Here is a 16,095-nt window from a genome sequence, read left to right as displayed (position 1 = left end):
CATATTATAAGAGAAAAATGTAACAGAAAGGATGTTATAAATGAAAGTAGCAGTATATTTTGCAACTGGTTATGAAGAAGTAGAAGCATTAGCAGTTGTAGATGTTTTAAGAAGAGGCGGCGTGGATGTAAGTATGGTAGGCGTAACAGGTAAAGCTGTAGCTAGTGCTCGTCAAATTAGTATTAATATGGATCAAACAATTGATGAAGTGAATCATGATGAAATTGATATGATGGTATTACCAGGAGGAATTCCAGGTGTAGATAATTTAAAAGCTAATGAAACATTAGTAGAAAATTTAAAAGCATTTAAAAAAGAAGGTAAATGGATTGCTGCTATTTGTGCGGGACCAACTATCTTAGGTGAACTTGGATTATTAGAGGGTGAAAAAGCAACTTGTTATCCAGGGTGTGAAGATGCATTAACTGGTGCAACTGTTGTCAATGAACGTGCAGTAGTAAGTAATAAAATCATTACAGGAAAAGGGGCAGGTGCGGCTTTAGAGTTTGGACTTGCTATCTTAAGTGTCATTAAAGGTGAAGAAGCAGCTTGTAAGATAGCTAAAGCTATGATTGTAAGTGAATAATATATAAAGGTGTTACAAGTATAATGTGCACTACATGTAACACCTTTAAAATAAAGTATAAATTTTATAAGAACGACATATTAATAGAGTAGTTTATTAGGGATATACATATTAGAATTTAAATATGGAAATATGTATGCGTTTAAAAATCTCTATTAAATCTTCTTCATGAGCAACACTGATGCGTAACTCCTCAAAGGCACTTGTTACTTTATGAATATTAAGTTTATAAATATGCGCAATCATTTCTGACGTATAATATGATGCATTTTGATACTGCCATTGACGTTTAATAAGGTGACAGATGTCATGAGGCAAGTGGCATATAAGCATAAAAATACTTGTACGGTCTAAGGTAGTTAGATTGTGCTCCGTCATAATTTGAGTAATACTATGAGGAGAGATTTCAAAAAGATTTGCAACCTCATCGATATTATAAGGTGCTGGTGTTGTTTTTAAAAAAGTATCTATTGCCTCTAATTTTGGTCTAATATTAGTGTTATATATTTTGTCAAAAGTTGTGAGAGACATATAGCTACGGGAAAATTGATCCATGCTATTACCCTTTCCTCTTATCAAAGTACATATTACAAAGTATTACATATTAATATTATATTGCAGGGCATACTGTAATTCTAGATGTAATACTTGGAATATGTGAGAGTCCTAGAAAGTGCTAAATTATAAATTTATAAAACAAAAAGACTAAAAAATTTCAAAAAAATAAAAAATTAATATGAAATATTGTAAAATATATTATAGATTTTCTCATAAGACTATGGTATAATAACGAAATGTTAGTTTAAAATGCTATATTTATGCGTATACATTATTAAAACATGTGATTTTAACCTTAAGGAGGATAAATTTTAATGAGTACACAAGTAGAAAAAATGGAAAAAAGCCAAGTAAAACTTACAGTAGAGGTAGAAGGCGCTAAAGTTGTTGCAGCAATCGACAAAGCTTATGAAGCTATGAAAAAAGACTTCCATATACAAGGATTCCGTAAAGGTAAAGTACCAAAAGCTGTGATTGAAAAAATGTATGGTGTAGAAGTATTCTATAACAAAGCAGCAGACATCTTAATCGATGAAACATTATTCGATGCAGTAGAAGAAAACAAAATCGAAATGGCTGCACGTATCAGAAATAACGAATTAGTAGTAGAAGAAATGTCTAAAGAAGGCATGAAATATACAGCTATCATCACAGTTAAACCAGAAGTAACACTTGGAGATTACAAAGGATTAACAGTAGAAGTAGAAAAAGCTGAAGTTACAGATGAAGAAGTAGACGCTAAAGTAGCTGCTGAAGCACAAAAAAATGCTCGTGAAATCACAGTAACAGATAGAGCAGTTATGCCACAAGATAAAACAACAATCGACTTCGAAGGTTTCGTAGATGGTGAAACATTCGAAGGTGGGAAAGGAACAGATTATCCATTAGTAATTGGTTCAAAATCATTCATCGATAACTTCGAAGATCAATTAATCGGTAAAAACATTGGTGAAGAAGTAGAAGTTAACGTTACATTCCCAACTGAATACCATGTAGCAGCACTTGCAGGTAAACCAGCAATGTTCAAAGTAAGAGTTAAATCTATCACAGTAAATGAATTACCAGAAATCAACGATGAATTTGCAGCAGATATTTCAGAATTTGAAACATTAGCTGAATATAAAGCTGATGTTAAGGCAAAACTTGAAAAAGAAAAACAAACAGCTAACAAAGCAGCTGCTGAACAACAAGCAATTGACAAAGCTGTAGAAAATGCTAACATTGAAGTACCAGAAGCTATGATCGAAGAAAACGTTGATAGAAACGTACAAACATTCGCTAGCCGTATGCAAGCTCAAGGTTTACAATTAGAGCAATACTTACAATTCACAGGACAAACAATGGATGCTTTCAGAGAAAACTTCAAAACTGACTCTGAAAAACAAATCGCTACACGTCTTGTACTTGAAAAAGTTGCAGAATTAGAAAACATCACAGTTTCTGATGAAGAAGCAGATGAAGAATTAAAACAAATGGCATTACACTACAACATGAAATTCGAAGATATCAAAAAATCATTTGATGGATTCCAATTAGAATCTTTAAAACAAGATATCAAAGTTCAAAATGCAGCTAAAGTTATTACAGAATCTGCCAATGTTGTAGAAAAATAATAAGTAATCTTAAAAATGCGAGTTAGGAAATAAAGGGAGTAATCCCGTTATTTCACAACTCGGCATTTGTGTATTGTCAGAAATATTTGGTACAATATATAATAAAGATTATAGTTAGCAATATAAAATGATGTGAGGAGGCTATGAAAATGAGTTTAGTTCCAATGGTCGTTGAACAAACCAATAGGGGTGAACGTTCATATGATATTTATTCAAGACTATTAAAAGACCGTATCATTATTTTAGGAGATGAGGTTAATCAAGTAACAGCTAACCTTGTAGTAGCTCAATTATTATTCCTTGAAGCCGAAGATCCAGATAAAGATATTATGCTCTATATCAATAGCCCAGGTGGATCAATTTCTGCTGGTATGGCTATTTACGATACAATGAATTATATCAAGTGTGACGTATCAACAATCTGTATGGGTATGGCAGCAAGTATGGGGGCTTTTTTACTCGCAGGAGGAACAAAAGGCAAACGTTTAGCGCTTCCAAATGCAGAAATTATGATTCACCAACCACTTGGTGGAGCAAAAGGTCAAGCAACAGATATTCAAATTACAGCAGAACATATTATTCGTATTAAAAAACGTATGAATACAATGATGGCTGAATTTACAGGTCAAGATTATGAGACAATTTGCAACGACACAGAGCGTGACAATTATATGACAGCAGAAGAAGCACTTAAATACGGTTTAATTGATAGAGTAATTGAATCTAAATAGTAAAAAGGAGGTGCAGAATGCCAACAAAGTTTGATGATACAAAACAACTTAGATGTTCATTTTGTGGTAAAACACAAGAACAAGTTAAAAGACTTATAGCAGGACCGAATGTATATATTTGTGATGAGTGTATTGAGTTATGTTCAGAAATTATTGAAGAAGAGCTTGAAACAAGCTATGAAGAATCAGATTTAATGGATATTCCAAAACCACAGGAAATTAAAGCACATCTTGATGAATATGTTATTGGTCAGGAGGAAGCTAAAAAAGCATTGGCGGTTTCTGTATATAATCATTACAAACGTATTAATAAAGCACCTAGTAAAAATGATGATGTTGAGATTCAAAAAAGTAATATTTTACTTTTAGGTCCTACAGGTTCAGGAAAGACACTTTTAGCACAAACACTTGCAAAAATGTTAAATGTACCATTTGCTATTGCTGATGCTACTTCATTAACAGAAGCTGGTTATGTAGGTGAGGATGTTGAAAACATCTTATTAAAACTTATCCAAGCTGCTAATTATGATGTAGAAAAAGCCCAAATGGGTATCATCTATATTGATGAGATTGATAAGATTTCTAGAAAATCTGAAAATCCATCTATTACACGTGATGTAAGTGGTGAGGGTGTACAACAAGCACTTCTTAAAATTTTAGAAGGAACTGTAGCATCTGTACCACCACAAGGTGGAAGAAAACATCCACATCAAGAATTTATTCAAATTGACACAACTAATATCTTATTTATCTGTGGTGGAGCTTTTGATGGGCTTGAAAAGATTATTGAAAACAGAACTGGTAAGAAAACAATGGGATTTGGTGCAAATGTCGTAAGTAAGAAAGATAAAAGTGTAGGAGAAATCTATAGACAAGTGGAACCTCAAGATCTTATTAAATTTGGTTTGATTCCAGAGTTTATTGGACGTATTCCTGCAATCGTTTCATTAGATAGCTTAGATAAAGATGCACTTATAAAAATCTTAACTGAGCCTAAGAATGCTCTTGAGAGACAATATAAGAAATTATTCCAATTAGATAATATCAATCTAGAATTTGATAAAGATGCATTAGTTGCAGTAGCAGAACTTGCTATTGAGAGACAAACTGGTGCAAGGGGACTTCGTGCAATCTTCGAAAACATTATGAGAGATATTATGTATGAAGCACCTTCTATGGGTGATGCATTAGAAAAAGTTATTATCCATGAAGAAGTAATCAAGGAAGGTAAGCAACCTACACTTGTTTATAATGATCGAACAAATCCTAGAGATAAAAATAAAAAATCTAATAATGAGTCAGCTTAATTATTTAAAGTTAACTTTAAATGCAAATACAAGTTTGTTTTCTAAGCTAGGACGTAGTATTAAGCTAAAATAGGTGTCTAAGAAAATATTTTTAGGCACCTATTTCTATTTTATAAATTGTATCCTTTTTTTGCTTATGGGCAATACTTGAATAAAGTATATTACTATGAGCAGGAGGACTTTTTATGTTAGAAAAATTAATGATAGGTGTACAACTAGTTTTTACATGTGTAATAGGAATGTATTTCTTATTACAACTTAAAAGTCAAACAACTACTAAAGCTAACATATATACTGAGTCAAGTAGAAAGTTAGAAAAGATGCGGGCCCTTAGAGCAATAAGTTTAACAGAGCCTTTGTCTGAAAGATTAAGACCAAAAGAAGAAAAAGATATTATTGGGCAAGAGGAAGGGATGAAAGCACTTAAAATTGCTTTATGTGGTCCAAATCCCCAGCATGTTTTAATTTATGGAAATCCTGGTATTGGTAAGACGGCAGCAGCACGAATTGCCTTAGAGATTGCAAAGTATTCACCAGGATCCCCTTTTGCGTTGAATGCTAAGTTTATAGAATTAGATGCTACAACGCTAAGATTTGATGAAAGAAGCATTGCAGATCCACTTATTGGCTCTGTTCATGATCCTATTTATCAAGGGGCAGGAGCTTATGGACAAGCAGGAGTGCCTCAACCTAAACCTGGAGCTGTAACGAAAGCACATGGAGGAATTTTATTTATTGATGAAATTGGAGAGTTACATGGTGTACAAATGAATAAACTTCTTAAAGTGTTAGAAGATAGAAAAGTCTTTTTGGAAAGTGCTTATTATTCAGAGGAAGATGAGAATATTCCTAAAGATATACATGATGTATTTAGAAATGGATTACCAGCAGATTTTCGTTTAGTAGGTGCTACAACTAAAAGACCAGAAGATCTACCTCCGGCACTTCGTTCAAGATGTATGGAAATCTTCTTTAAAGATTTATCTTATAATGATATTCTATCTATTGTAGATCATACGGTAGCTAAAGAGGATATTGAGATAGAAAATGAAGCTAGAACACTTATTGGTGAGTACTGCGAAAATGGCCGTGATACAGTTAATATGTTACAAACTGCATATAGTTTAGTGAAGCTAGATGGTAAGATGAAAATTTGTGCTAAGGATGTAGAATGGGTTGTAAAAGCAGGGCATTATCATAAAAGATATAGCAAAAAAGTAGATGCTGCTAAAGCAAGCATAGGAAAGGTAAATGGATTAGCTGTTACTGGTTTAAATACTGGACTTTTATTGGATATAGAAGCTATAGCTTTTCATATGAAGCAAAAAGGGGGTAAACTAAAGATTACTGGTATTATTGAACAAGAAGATTTAAAGATGCGCAGTAGTACGGGTAAGCGAAAAAGCATGGCCGCAAATTCTATGGAAAATGTACTCACAATTTTAGAAATGAGATATAATGTAAATATAGACGAATATTTACTACATGTTAACTTTACTTCGGGTTTACCTGTAGATGGCCCATCAGCTGGATTAGCCATTTTATGTGCGTTATATTCTGCAATATTTAATAAGGTTATTCCAAATGAAGTGGCTATAACAGGGGAAGTATCTATTCAAGGACTAGTCTGTCCGGTTGGCGGAGTATATGAAAAAATTATGGCAGCTCAGGAAGCAGGTGTTAAAAAAGTAATTATTCCTAAAGATAATATGCAAGAATTATTTAAAGAAATAGATATAGATGTTATACCTGTAGAAACCGTAGAAGAAATGATCACATATGTTTTTGGAGAAAACATTATAGATGTAGCAAATCGTGCCATTCATGCGTAAGAGAATATAATTTAGGTTAATGCCCAAGTAGAAACAATGCAAAAATAAAGAGGGTGGATATATGAATAAAGAAATAAATGCAATTCCGGTATTACCACTTAGAGGAATTACTATTTTCCCCAAAATGGTAATGCACTTTGATGTAGGCCGTACCAAATCATTAAAGGCTATTGAAGAAGCTATGAAAGATGATGAAATGCTTTTTGTAGTTGCACAAAAAGATGCTAGTGTGGATGATCCTAAAGAAGGTGATTTATACACAGTAGGTACTATTGTACACATTAAACAAATGGTTAAAATATCTGAAGGACAAGTTAAAATCCTTGTAAAAGGTAAATCACGTGCTAAGATTGTTAGCCTTACAGATGATGACTTTATAGCAGCGAACATTGAAGTTATTGAAGAAGAGAAAGTAATGGATACAGAATATGAAGCATTACTTCGTACAATAGGTGAACTTTTTGAACGCTATGCAGAGCTTAGCCCAGGTATTACGGATGAAGTGTTATATGGTATATTAGGGGTTAAAGATAGCGTAGAAATGATTGACCTTATGATTGGGCATATTCCTGTAGAAGTTGAGAAAAAACAAGAAGTATTAGGATGCTTAGACTTGAATGAGAGAATGTATAAGGTAGCTGAAATATTAAATTCAGAGATTGATATCTTAGATATTCAGAAAGATATTTATAGTAAAGTTAAAAGGAATATTGATAAATCTCAAAAGGAATACTTCTTAAGAGAACAAATCAAAATTATACAAGATGAATTAGGTGATAAAGATGGGCTTCAAGCAGATTTAGATAAATATGAAGCCAAACTTAAATCGCTTGAATTACCAGAAGAAGTTAGAAATAAGATTGAAAAAGAAATCAATAGACTTAAGAAAACTGCTACAGCTTCACCGGAGAGTGGTACAATTAGAGGATATATTGAGACTGTATTAGAATTACCATGGGGCACAGAAACTAAAGAAAATTTAGATCTTAAAAAAGCGTCTACAGTACTTGAAAAAGAGCACTATGGCTTAACTAAGGTTAAAGAGCGTGTGCTTGAATATTTAGCTGTTAAAAAGTTAGCACCGAATGGTGAACCGCCTATTATTTGCTTAGTAGGGCCACCAGGGGTAGGTAAAACTTCTATTGCAAAATCTATTGCGAAAGCAACTGGTAGAAATTATGTACGTGTCTCATTAGGTGGCGTACGTGATGAAGCTGAGATTAGAGGACATAGAAGAACTTATGTAGGGGCTATTCCAGGGCGCTTTGTATATAGCTTGACAGAAGCTAAAACTATGAATCCACTTATGTTATTAGATGAAATAGATAAGATGTCAGGAGATTTCAAAGGTGATCCAGCAGCAGCGCTTCTTGAGATTTTAGATAGTAATCAAAATAATGCATTTAGAGATCATTATTTAGAGGTTTCTTTAGATTTATCAAAAACTTTATTTATTACAACAGCAAATACTTTATCAACGATTCCAAAACCACTTCTCGATCGTATGGAAGTAATAGAAGTAAATAGCTATACAGAATCAGAAAAATTAGAGATAGCCCAAAAATATTTATTACCAAATCAATTAAAAAAACATGCTTTAACAACTAAGAATGTAAAGATTAGCAAAGCTAATATGTTATATTTAATTAGCAATTATACTAAAGAATCAGGTGTAAGAAATCTTGAGAGAACATTAGCTAAGATTTGTAGAAAAGTAGCACGTGAAATGGTAGAAAATGAAGTTGAAGTCGTTCAAATTACACCTGCTAAGTTAAAAGATTACTTAGGAGCATCTGTTTATACTTATGATAAGAAAAATGAAAAGTCTGAAGTAGGTATAGTAAGAGGTCTTGCATGGACTAGTGTGGGTGGCGACACATTATCTATTGAAGTTGGGCGTATGAAAGGTAAAGGAAGATTACAACTTACAGGAAAATTAGGAGATGTAATGAAAGAGTCTGCACAAGCTGCAATAAGTTATATCCGTTCACAAGCGGATAAATTAGGTGTAGCAGAAGATTTCTATGAAAAAGAGGATTTACATATCCATATTCCAGAAGGTGCTGTACCTAAAGATGGGCCATCAGCAGGAATCACGATGGCAACAGCTATGATTTCAGCGCTTACAGAAAAGCCAGTTAAAGCTAATTTAGCTATGACAGGTGAAATTACAATTACAGGACGCGTTTTACCAATTGGTGGTTTAAAAGAAAAATTACTTGCTGCAAAACGTGCTAATATTAATGAGATTATTGTACCTGTACAAAATAAGAAAAATGTAGATGAAATGGATGCAAGCATTATAGAAGGCTTAAATATTGTGTATGCTACAACAATGAATGATGTACTTGCACATGTATTTGCATAAAAGAGGCAGCATAAAGGAGAAATTAAATGAACGTAACAAAAGCAGAAATGGTTATTACAGCAGGGAAAGCATCACAGTTCCCAGTACATGAAATGCCAGAAATCGCATTTGCAGGAAAGTCAAATGTAGGGAAATCATCACTTCTTAACACATTATTAAACAGAAAAGCATTAGCTAGAACCAGTTCGCAACCAGGTAAAACACAAACAATTAATTTTTATTCAGTTCAAGATACTTATATGTTTGTAGACTTACCAGGATATGGATATGCTAAAGTATCTAAATCAGAAAGAGAAAAATGGGGTAAGCTTATTGAAGGTTATCTTCAAGAGAGAGAAAACCTTAAAAAAATCATTTTATTAATTGATATCAGACATGAAGTAGGTGCAAACGATAAGATGATGTATGATTGGATTTCACATTATCATGATGAAGTAATCGTAGTAGCTACAAAAATGGATAAAATTAAACGTAGTCAAGTTCAAAAACATTTATCTGTAATTCGTAAAGGATTAGGATTAACACCTCAAGATAAACTTATTGCCTTTTCTTCAGAGACAAAACAAGGTAGAGAAGAGTTATGGAAAATCATTGAAGAAAAAGTAGAGGTAGTAGAATAAAATTTATTGATATATACATGGGGGGAGATTATGAATAAATTTGATAAATACTATTTAAGACAAGGCAGATTAGAATTATCTATGTTAGATGAAGATGATGATAAAAAAGTGAAAGAAAGAGAGAAAGCAATTTTATCACTTGAAGAAGATAACGGTGTAGAAGCTAGAGAGCCACGTATTAGGCTAACAGATGACATTTATAATACACTTCAAACTATGGGAAAGTTTCTGACTGAAAAAGAGGAAGAAACAGTGAATCAAAGAAAAATAGAAGAAGTACTAGGCAGCACCATGCAGGTGAGTAGCAAACGTTATGATTGTTTAGTAAATGGTGAGGTTGTAAAATCTGTACAAGCTAAACAATTAGAGGATGTTGTAAGGGCTGCGAAAAGTAATTCCGAAATATCGAATGTTAAAGAAGTATCACCTATAATAAATTTTGAGGAGGCTATAAAAGGCGTTACAAGATTTAGAAGAGAAGCCATTTTTGAAGATGATAATTATGAGGATAAGCAATTAGCACAGAGTAGTATTGATCAAATTTTATTAGAATACTTCGGAGAAGTAAAACCACGCTGTGATTATACAAAACGATTAAAACAACATATTGATGAAAAAATCGAATTAATAAAAAATTATCAATAAAAACTTGAAAATTATTTGTAAATGTGTTGACACTTAAAAGTTAATATGATATTATAATTTTTGTCAGGTGAGGAAAACAAGCACTTGATAAAAGTTATAATATATGCGCGAATGGCTCAGTTGGTAGAGCATCTCCTTGCCAAGGAGAGGGTCGCGGGTTCGAGTCCCGTTTCGCGCTCTTTGTCGGGGTGTGGCTCAGTTTGGCTAGAGCGCTGATTTGGGATCAGGAGGCCGCAGGTTCGAGTCCTGTCACCCCGATATAAACAAAAAGAGTTATGAGTTTTAGTCTCATAACTCTTTTTGTTTATAATCGTATAGTTATATTTATTAATATAGCAGTTTTGTAGAAAAATAAGATAAAATTTCCATTGACATACTTCTAAATTTTCCAGTATTCACTAACTGTTGAAAAATATTTGAAAGTAGCTTTTACAAGCTGAAAATGACTTTAATAGTAAGTTGGATATCTTTCTTTTTAGTATGATTAAGCTTTGTACTTTAGGTACTTCATGCCATGCAAGATGTAGCAAAAGATAAGTGATAATGCCTGTAACCATTTGCAATAGATCACTAAATAAAATATTAAGCTGATTTAGTACCAAATTCCAGCCTCTATATCTCAGCGTCTATATCTCAGCGTCTATTTTTGTGTAATTTTCATCGTGGCGAGATACAACATTTTTTGCAGACTTTGGTCTGTTGGGAAAATAAGCTTAGTTTTAGTAACCTTTCTATATTGACTATTTAGACTTTCAATGATGTTTGTTGTATACATGATTTTTCTAGTTTCAGGCGGAAACATAAATAGTGTAAATAAGCTATCTCAGTGATCTTCCCAACTCTTTATAGCACTAGGATATTTCTTATCCCATTGTTCCTTGAATTCTAATAGATTATTTAAAGCTGTTTCTTCATTTATTGCAGAGTAGATTGATTTTAAATCTTTTGCAAAAGCTTTTTGATCTCCAAAAGCAACATATTTCATACTCGCACGTATTTGATGAATGATACAACGTTGATGCTTTTGAATGATTTGAGCCTCAAACTCTCTATTTTAATCTCTAGGAATATTTATCTCAACAGAACCTAATTCAGATTTAACAGTTTTCTTACTGTAGCCATTCTTGCTATTAGTAGTAGTCTTAGCTGAAATCTGATATTTGTCATATCCTAATTTTTCTTCTAATTCAACTTCAAGGGCTTCCTGAAGTACATCTTTAAACATTTCTTTTAATAAATTTAATACATCATCTGTGTTAGTAAAATGTTGATCTTTAATAAAATCTCTTACTAAATCCTTTGGTAATACTGGCATAAAAATCTCCGCCCTAAGATACATTTGATTTTTTATAAGCATTGCCTTAGGAAAGAGCTTTTAATCAGTTTACACACAATTTTATACAGGCTCAAATAAGGAATTTTTAAAAGAAGGATATGAAGTTGAAGCAACAATTTATTCAGCAAATAACTAAATGAAAAACAGACTAAAAGCAATTGCGTTTAGTCTGTTTTCATTAGTGCTTGTAAAATTTCGCCATAAAGGTTTGTAGCATTTTCTCTCCAGTTGCTACAAAGCTCTACAGCTTGTTTCTTAGAACCCACACTGATACTTAAATCAATAAGTGTAGAATTGTTTTCTGTTACTGTACAGTGTACAACAAAGTCATTACTTTTATTTGGCATATATTCGGCATGAATATCAAATTCGCTTTTGAGCTGACGCCAGTTTTTTTCTATAAAAGCATCTAATTCTTTTCTGATAAAATCAGGGATTCTTGAAGCGAAGAATTCTAGCGTTTCTCTACCTTTATCACTAATCTCAAAATAAGAAGTGGTATTTTGTTTATAACTTTCAATGAAATTAGAGTTCTCAAGTTCAGTTAAATATTGCTGAAGTGAGAAATAGTCTGTGTATCCCCTTTCAAGGATAATCTGTGACATTTGAGATAAGGAAAGAGGCATTTTTACCTGAGATAACAGATAGAGGATGATGAGTTTATTGATTGTAAAATCTTCATGATTTAAATTCACGGTGTGCCTCCTTACAACATTTATTACTATATATTGTATCTTAAAAAAGATTAAACTCAATATGTGTTTAAAGATTTACCTTGATAGATGTCAGCCTCTTTTAAATAACGGTTTAAATCATTAAGAACTTTTTTCTTATTTTTAGTCCATAATGGTTCAATAAGATGTGCTGCTGGACCATCTCCTGTGAGTCTGTGGATTACTAAATCTGGAGGTAATATACAAAGTATCTCTCCAATTAAAGTAATATATTCTTCTTCAGAAAGAATTGGAAATAGATTTTCTAAATAATATTTACCTAAAGGGGCATTATCTAGTACATGTAACATGTGAAGTTTAATGCCCTGGAGTGGGAGTTTACTTACGTATTTTGCAGATTCCAGCATTTGCTCTCTGGTTTCATGAGGTAAACCTAAAATTAGATGGACAACAGTTTCAATATTATGTGCATGTAATTTTTGTACGGCTTTTTCAAAACAGATTAGTGGATAAGCGCGATTGATTAGTTTAGCTGTATCTTCATGTATTGTTTGAAGTCCTAGTTCTACCCAAAGGTGTGTACGCTCATTGAGTTGAGATAAGTACTCAATGATTTCATCATCTAAGCAATCTGCCTAGTGGCAATAGCAAGGCCAACGACGCCAGGGAAACTTAGTGCTTCTTCGTATTTAGCTTTAAGAACTTCTACAGGTGCATAAGTGTTGGAATAAGATTGAAAATAGGCAATGTATTTTTTTGAATCACCCCATTTAGCAGATAGGAGAGAAACAGCACTCTCAAGCTGTCTTGTAATATCGCCTTTTGTTTTTGGAGTGAAATCACCACTGCCTTGGCTGCTACAAAATATACAGCCTTTAGTGGCAACACGGCCATCACGGTTAGGACAGGTGAAGCCAGCATCTATAGAGAGCTTAATAACCTTTTCACCATGTCTTTGACGCATGAAATTATTAAGACTATAAAATCGTTGGGTTTGCATATGAAAATCCTCTTTAAAGTTAAAGTTCTTATGTAATTTAAAATATCACTTAAGTAATAAAAGAAAATCTTTTATTACTTAAGTTTATTATGATATAGAAATTAGTTCAGTGCAAGAAGCATTTCTTCCTTACGTTGTCTAATTTGTTCACAAGTATTTATAATGTGTAACCATTGATCATCAGTTGTGGCAGTACGAGAGAAGGCGATAAAATCATCACGAAGTTTTTTAGTAAATATTTTTTTGATGGTATCAACTTCTGCATCATTGGCAGCATTACCTAATGCATTCATAAATTCTGAAGCACGGCTACCTGTGATAAAGGGTAAATAAGGTTGTATAAAGTCTAGTTCTTTTTGTAAAGCATTATATTGTAATTCAAAAGGATTACCTTTTACATTATCCATATAAGCGTAAAATGCATCTAAATTTAAAAAGGTAACATTTTTAAGTGAGGAATAATCAAAGTGAGCAAGAAGGTCACGGAAATCTAAGATGTGATTTTTAAGCTCTTGTTTGGTAAGCAAAGTTGCCATTATAAAGTCCCCCTTTAAATAAAAAGAAATAACTATCTACATAGCTTATTATATCCAACAACGAATCAAAAAGTGTATGTAAAATTTACTTTAAAGAAAAAGTAAGTTGTAATATATTAAAAAGAGAAGGAAATCTAAAAGAGGTGAAAAAATGGAAAAAAAGCAGGTTGTGGTAATTGATGATGAAGAACATATTTTAGAACTTATAAGATATAATATGGAAGCAAATGGATTTCTAGTAGAAACTTTTACAAGTGTAGAGTGTGCAAAGCCTTATATTGAATCAGAAAAGATAGATGTAATTTTACTAGATATTATGTTGCCTGGAATGGATGGAATCAGTGCACTGCAACAGTTTAGAAGGAATATAGAGATTCAAAACATCCCCATTCTTTTAGTAAGTGCAAAAAGTGAGGAAATTGATAAAATATTGGGGCTTGAATTGGGAGCTGATGATTATATTACAAAGCCTTTTAGTGTAAGAGAATTAGTGGCAAGAGTTAAAGCCATTGTAAGACGTAACGAGAGAGGTGCTGTGAACTCTAAAGTAGAGGTACATAAGTTAAGATATAAAGGTTTAGAATTAGATGTTGAAAGTCGTGTACTTACTTTTAAAGGAGAAATTATTGAACTTACTTTTAAGGAATTTGAAATTTTAAAGCTTTTAATGAGTAATAAAGGAAAGGTACTCACAAGGGAAACGATTTTAGATAAAATATGGGGTTATGATTACTATGGTGAAACACGTACGGTGGATGTACATATTCGCTATTTAAGATCCAAGTTAGAAGAACATGGACTTGGAGGATTTATTGAAACAGTACGTGGTGTAGGCTATAAGTTTATAAGGGAGTAGCATATGATAAAGAAGATAATAGCTCCTATTTTCATGGCATTTATGAGTATAGGAGTAATGGTTTCTACAGAATTATTATTATTGTTTGCTGATATAAAAAGTAAGATACATAATATGAATGAAATAAGTTTGATATGTAATCATACACTTTATCGTATATTAATTGAAATCATAGTGATTGGTATTATTTTGTATGTTATTATCTATAGACTCATAAAGCATATAGAAGTAGCTGTTAAACAGCTTACAGATGATGCTAAAAAATTTAAGACAGATACCATGTATATTTATTCTATTCGTGATTATGAAATAGAAGAAGTAAGAAGTTTAGCAGCAGCTTTTGACTATATGATAGAGGAATTAGGAAGTACAATTCGTAAATTAAAGCATCAAAAGGAAAAGTTAGAAATAATGATTGAAGCATTAGAAGAAGGTATTGTTGTCCTAAATAAAGAAGGAGACATTGGTCAAATTAATGGATTAGCTAAGGAAATGCTTCATTTACAGGAAGATTTAAAGAAAAAGACAAAGTTAAAAGACTGTGCATGTCATGAAAAATTAAGAAGCTGTGCATTAAAAGCTTTGAAAAAAGGTGGTTGCCATATGGTTGAAGTAGCCTTGGATGATCAGATTGTATTTTTAAGTGTAGTACCTATAGGAAAAGTAAGAGAAGCTTATGAATATTTACTTGTCATAAGGGATGTTACACAGCTTAGAAAACTAGAGGACATGCGTTCACAATTTGTAAGTAATGTTTCTCATGAACTTAAGACGCCACTTACAAGCATTCAAGGCTTTGTAGAAACTCTTCAAAGTGGTGCTGTAGAAAATCCTAAGGTGGCCTATAAGTTTTTAAATATTATTGATATAGAAACTAAAAGGCTATATAGATTGATTCAAGATATTCTAATACTTTCTGAGATTGAAAATATGGAAATACGTCAATATGGAGAAGCAGATGTAGTAGATATTATTAATGAGGTGATTGATTTAATTGGCAGCGAAGCTAAAAAGAAGGCAATCGAAATAAGTCTTGAGATACAGTTAAGACTAAAGGTGAAAAATATTAGTGAAGATCATATCAAACAACTTGCAATGAATCTGATTTCTAATGCAATTAAATATACGGATCATGGAAAAGTAAAAGTAATAGTTGGAAAAGATTTTATTAGTGTAGAAGATACTGGGATTGGGATACCAGAAGAGAGTGTACCACATATTTTTGAAAGGTTTTATCGTGTGGATAAGAGCCGCTCACGTCAAAGAGGAGGTACTGGTTTAGGCTTATCTATTGTAAAACATATTGCGCAGCTTTATAATCTTAAGATTCATATAGAAAGTAAAATAGGAGAAGGAAGTAAGTTTACTGCAAGTATACCGAAAGATAAAATAGAAGAATAAGCTACAAAAAAGACATAAGCCTCAATATACAT

At 32.4% G+C, this 16,095-nt stretch carries 15 protein-coding genes, 2 tRNA genes and 1 pseudogene; 12 read left to right on the top strand and 6 right to left on the bottom strand.

The genetic code is table 11. The features are described from left to right. Nucleotides 1-40: 40 nt before the first annotated feature. Nucleotides 41-586, top strand: coding sequence for a DJ-1 family glyoxalase III (locus JCM14822_RS01500; RefSeq protein ID WP_054739015.1), 546 nt, complete (start codon nucleotides 41-43; stop codon nucleotides 584-586). Nucleotides 587-697: 111 nt separating this feature from the next. Here the strand turns inward: JCM14822_RS01500 and JCM14822_RS01495 are convergent, their stop codons facing one another. Continuing rightward, complete coding sequence (locus JCM14822_RS01495; protein WP_054739013.1) at nucleotides 698-1,141, bottom strand: hypothetical protein; 444 nt, start codon at nucleotides 1,139-1,141, stop codon at nucleotides 698-700. 317 nt (nucleotides 1,142-1,458) lie between these two features. Between JCM14822_RS01495 and tig the strand changes: the two genes are divergently transcribed. The 9 genes from tig (at nucleotide 1,459) to JCM14822_RS01450 (ending at nucleotide 10,518) form a co-directional block, all read left to right on the top strand. Then, entirely contained in the window at nucleotides 1,459-2,757 is a 1,299-nt protein-coding gene (gene tig, locus JCM14822_RS01490) for a trigger factor (protein ID WP_054739011.1), read from the top strand. Between the two features lie 149 nt (nucleotides 2,758-2,906). Further along, a complete protein-coding gene (gene clpP / locus JCM14822_RS01485) occupies nucleotides 2,907-3,488 on the top strand; it encodes an ATP-dependent Clp endopeptidase proteolytic subunit ClpP (protein ID WP_054739009.1) in 582 nt (193 codons plus the stop codon). Between the two features lie 17 nt (nucleotides 3,489-3,505). Continuing rightward, complete coding sequence (clpX, locus tag JCM14822_RS01480) at nucleotides 3,506-4,795, top strand: ATP-dependent Clp protease ATP-binding subunit ClpX (protein ID WP_054739007.1); 1,290 nt, start codon at nucleotides 3,506-3,508, stop codon at nucleotides 4,793-4,795. A gap of 185 nt (nucleotides 4,796-4,980) precedes the next feature. Further along, nucleotides 4,981-6,627 (top strand): ATP-dependent protease LonB, encoded by a 1,647-nt coding sequence (lonB, locus tag JCM14822_RS01475; RefSeq protein WP_054739005.1) that lies wholly within the window; start codon nucleotides 4,981-4,983, stop codon nucleotides 6,625-6,627. Between the two features lie 61 nt (nucleotides 6,628-6,688). Further along, on the top strand, nucleotides 6,689-8,995 hold the full coding sequence (gene lon, locus JCM14822_RS01470; RefSeq protein ID WP_054739003.1) for an endopeptidase La: 2,307 nt from the start codon (nucleotides 6,689-6,691) through the stop codon (nucleotides 8,993-8,995). Nucleotides 8,996-9,021: 26 nt separating this feature from the next. Further along, nucleotides 9,022-9,615 carry a ribosome biogenesis GTP-binding protein YihA/YsxC gene (gene yihA, locus JCM14822_RS01465; RefSeq protein WP_054739001.1) on the top strand — a complete coding sequence of 198 codons (594 nt, stop codon included), beginning with the start codon at nucleotides 9,022-9,024 and terminating at the stop codon, nucleotides 9,613-9,615. Between the two features lie 30 nt (nucleotides 9,616-9,645). Continuing rightward, entirely contained in the window at nucleotides 9,646-10,260 is a 615-nt protein-coding gene (locus JCM14822_RS01460) for a hypothetical protein (RefSeq protein WP_054739000.1), read from the top strand. A gap of 105 nt (nucleotides 10,261-10,365) precedes the next feature. After that, nucleotides 10,366-10,438: transfer RNA gene (locus tag JCM14822_RS01455), tRNA-Gly, on the top strand. Nucleotides 10,439-10,444: 6 nt separating this feature from the next. Then, nucleotides 10,445-10,518 (top strand) — tRNA-Pro (locus JCM14822_RS01450). A gap of 308 nt (nucleotides 10,519-10,826) precedes the next feature. On the opposite strand, the pseudogene JCM14822_RS18945 reads toward JCM14822_RS01450, so the two are convergent. The 5 genes and pseudogenes from JCM14822_RS18945 to JCM14822_RS01425 all read right to left on the bottom strand — a co-directional run. Continuing rightward, nucleotides 10,827-11,575: pseudogene (locus JCM14822_RS18945) on the bottom strand (transposase); the annotation flags it as partial. A gap of 185 nt (nucleotides 11,576-11,760) precedes the next feature. After that, nucleotides 11,761-12,291 carry a DUF4364 family protein gene (locus JCM14822_RS01435; protein ID WP_054738998.1) on the bottom strand — a complete coding sequence of 177 codons (531 nt, stop codon included), beginning with the start codon at nucleotides 12,289-12,291 and terminating at the stop codon, nucleotides 11,761-11,763. A 56-nt stretch (nucleotides 12,292-12,347) separates the two neighbouring features. After that, nucleotides 12,348-12,881 carry a TIGR01212 family radical SAM protein gene (locus JCM14822_RS23420; protein WP_330377231.1) on the bottom strand — a complete coding sequence of 178 codons (534 nt, stop codon included), beginning with the start codon at nucleotides 12,879-12,881 and terminating at the stop codon, nucleotides 12,348-12,350. 11 nt (nucleotides 12,882-12,892) lie between these two features. Next, a complete protein-coding gene (locus JCM14822_RS23415; protein WP_330377225.1) occupies nucleotides 12,893-13,270 on the bottom strand; it encodes a hypothetical protein in 378 nt (125 codons plus the stop codon). A 101-nt stretch (nucleotides 13,271-13,371) separates the two neighbouring features. Next, nucleotides 13,372-13,806, bottom strand: a complete 435-nt coding sequence (locus JCM14822_RS01425) for a hypothetical protein (protein ID WP_054738997.1) — start codon at nucleotides 13,804-13,806, stop codon at nucleotides 13,372-13,374. Nucleotides 13,807-13,957: 151 nt separating this feature from the next. Between JCM14822_RS01425 and JCM14822_RS01420 the strand changes: the two genes are divergently transcribed. Then, nucleotides 13,958-14,662 (top strand): response regulator transcription factor, encoded by a 705-nt coding sequence (locus JCM14822_RS01420; RefSeq protein ID WP_054738996.1) that lies wholly within the window; start codon nucleotides 13,958-13,960, stop codon nucleotides 14,660-14,662. Between the two features lie 3 nt (nucleotides 14,663-14,665). Continuing rightward, complete coding sequence (locus tag JCM14822_RS01415; protein WP_054738995.1) at nucleotides 14,666-16,063, top strand: PAS domain-containing sensor histidine kinase; 1,398 nt, start codon at nucleotides 14,666-14,668, stop codon at nucleotides 16,061-16,063. Nucleotides 16,064-16,095 lie beyond the last annotated feature (32 nt).

The sequence above is a fragment of the Cellulosilyticum ruminicola JCM 14822 genome, from assembly GCF_001311925.1.
Taxonomy (GTDB): domain Bacteria; phylum Bacillota; class Clostridia; order Lachnospirales; family Cellulosilyticaceae; genus Cellulosilyticum; species Cellulosilyticum ruminicola.
The sequence above is the reverse complement of the archived record's forward strand: the minus strand, read 5'-3'. Positions and strand labels throughout refer to the sequence as shown.

What these genes read in the sequence shown, in the direction of transcription:
- lon (WP_054739003.1), top strand. Translation starts at nt 6,689, where the DNA reads ATGAATAAAGAAATAAATGCAATTCCGGTATTACCACTTAGAGGAATT.
- JCM14822_RS01415 (WP_054738995.1), top strand. Translation starts at nt 14,666, where the DNA reads ATGATAAAGAAGATAATAGCTCCTATTTTCATGGCATTTATGAGTATA.
- tig (WP_054739011.1), top strand. Translation starts at nt 1,459, where the DNA reads ATGAGTACACAAGTAGAAAAAATGGAAAAAAGCCAAGTAAAACTTACA.
- JCM14822_RS01495 (WP_054739013.1), bottom strand. Translation starts at nt 1,141, where the DNA reads ATGGATCAATTTTCCCGTAGCTATATGTCTCTCACAACTTTTGACAAA.
- JCM14822_RS01460 (WP_054739000.1), top strand. Translation starts at nt 9,646, where the DNA reads ATGAATAAATTTGATAAATACTATTTAAGACAAGGCAGATTAGAATTA.
- clpP (WP_054739009.1), top strand. Translation starts at nt 2,907, where the DNA reads ATGAGTTTAGTTCCAATGGTCGTTGAACAAACCAATAGGGGTGAACGT.
- yihA (WP_054739001.1), top strand. Translation starts at nt 9,022, where the DNA reads ATGAACGTAACAAAAGCAGAAATGGTTATTACAGCAGGGAAAGCATCA.
- JCM14822_RS01425 (WP_054738997.1), bottom strand. Translation starts at nt 13,806, where the DNA reads ATGGCAACTTTGCTTACCAAACAAGAGCTTAAAAATCACATCTTAGAT.
- clpX (WP_054739007.1), top strand. Translation starts at nt 3,506, where the DNA reads ATGCCAACAAAGTTTGATGATACAAAACAACTTAGATGTTCATTTTGT.
- lonB (WP_054739005.1), top strand. Translation starts at nt 4,981, where the DNA reads ATGTTAGAAAAATTAATGATAGGTGTACAACTAGTTTTTACATGTGTA.
- JCM14822_RS01500 (WP_054739015.1), top strand. Translation starts at nt 41, where the DNA reads ATGAAAGTAGCAGTATATTTTGCAACTGGTTATGAAGAAGTAGAAGCA.
- JCM14822_RS01420 (WP_054738996.1), top strand. Translation starts at nt 13,958, where the DNA reads ATGGAAAAAAAGCAGGTTGTGGTAATTGATGATGAAGAACATATTTTA.
- JCM14822_RS23415 (WP_330377225.1), bottom strand. Translation starts at nt 13,270, where the DNA reads ATGCAAACCCAACGATTTTATAGTCTTAATAATTTCATGCGTCAAAGA.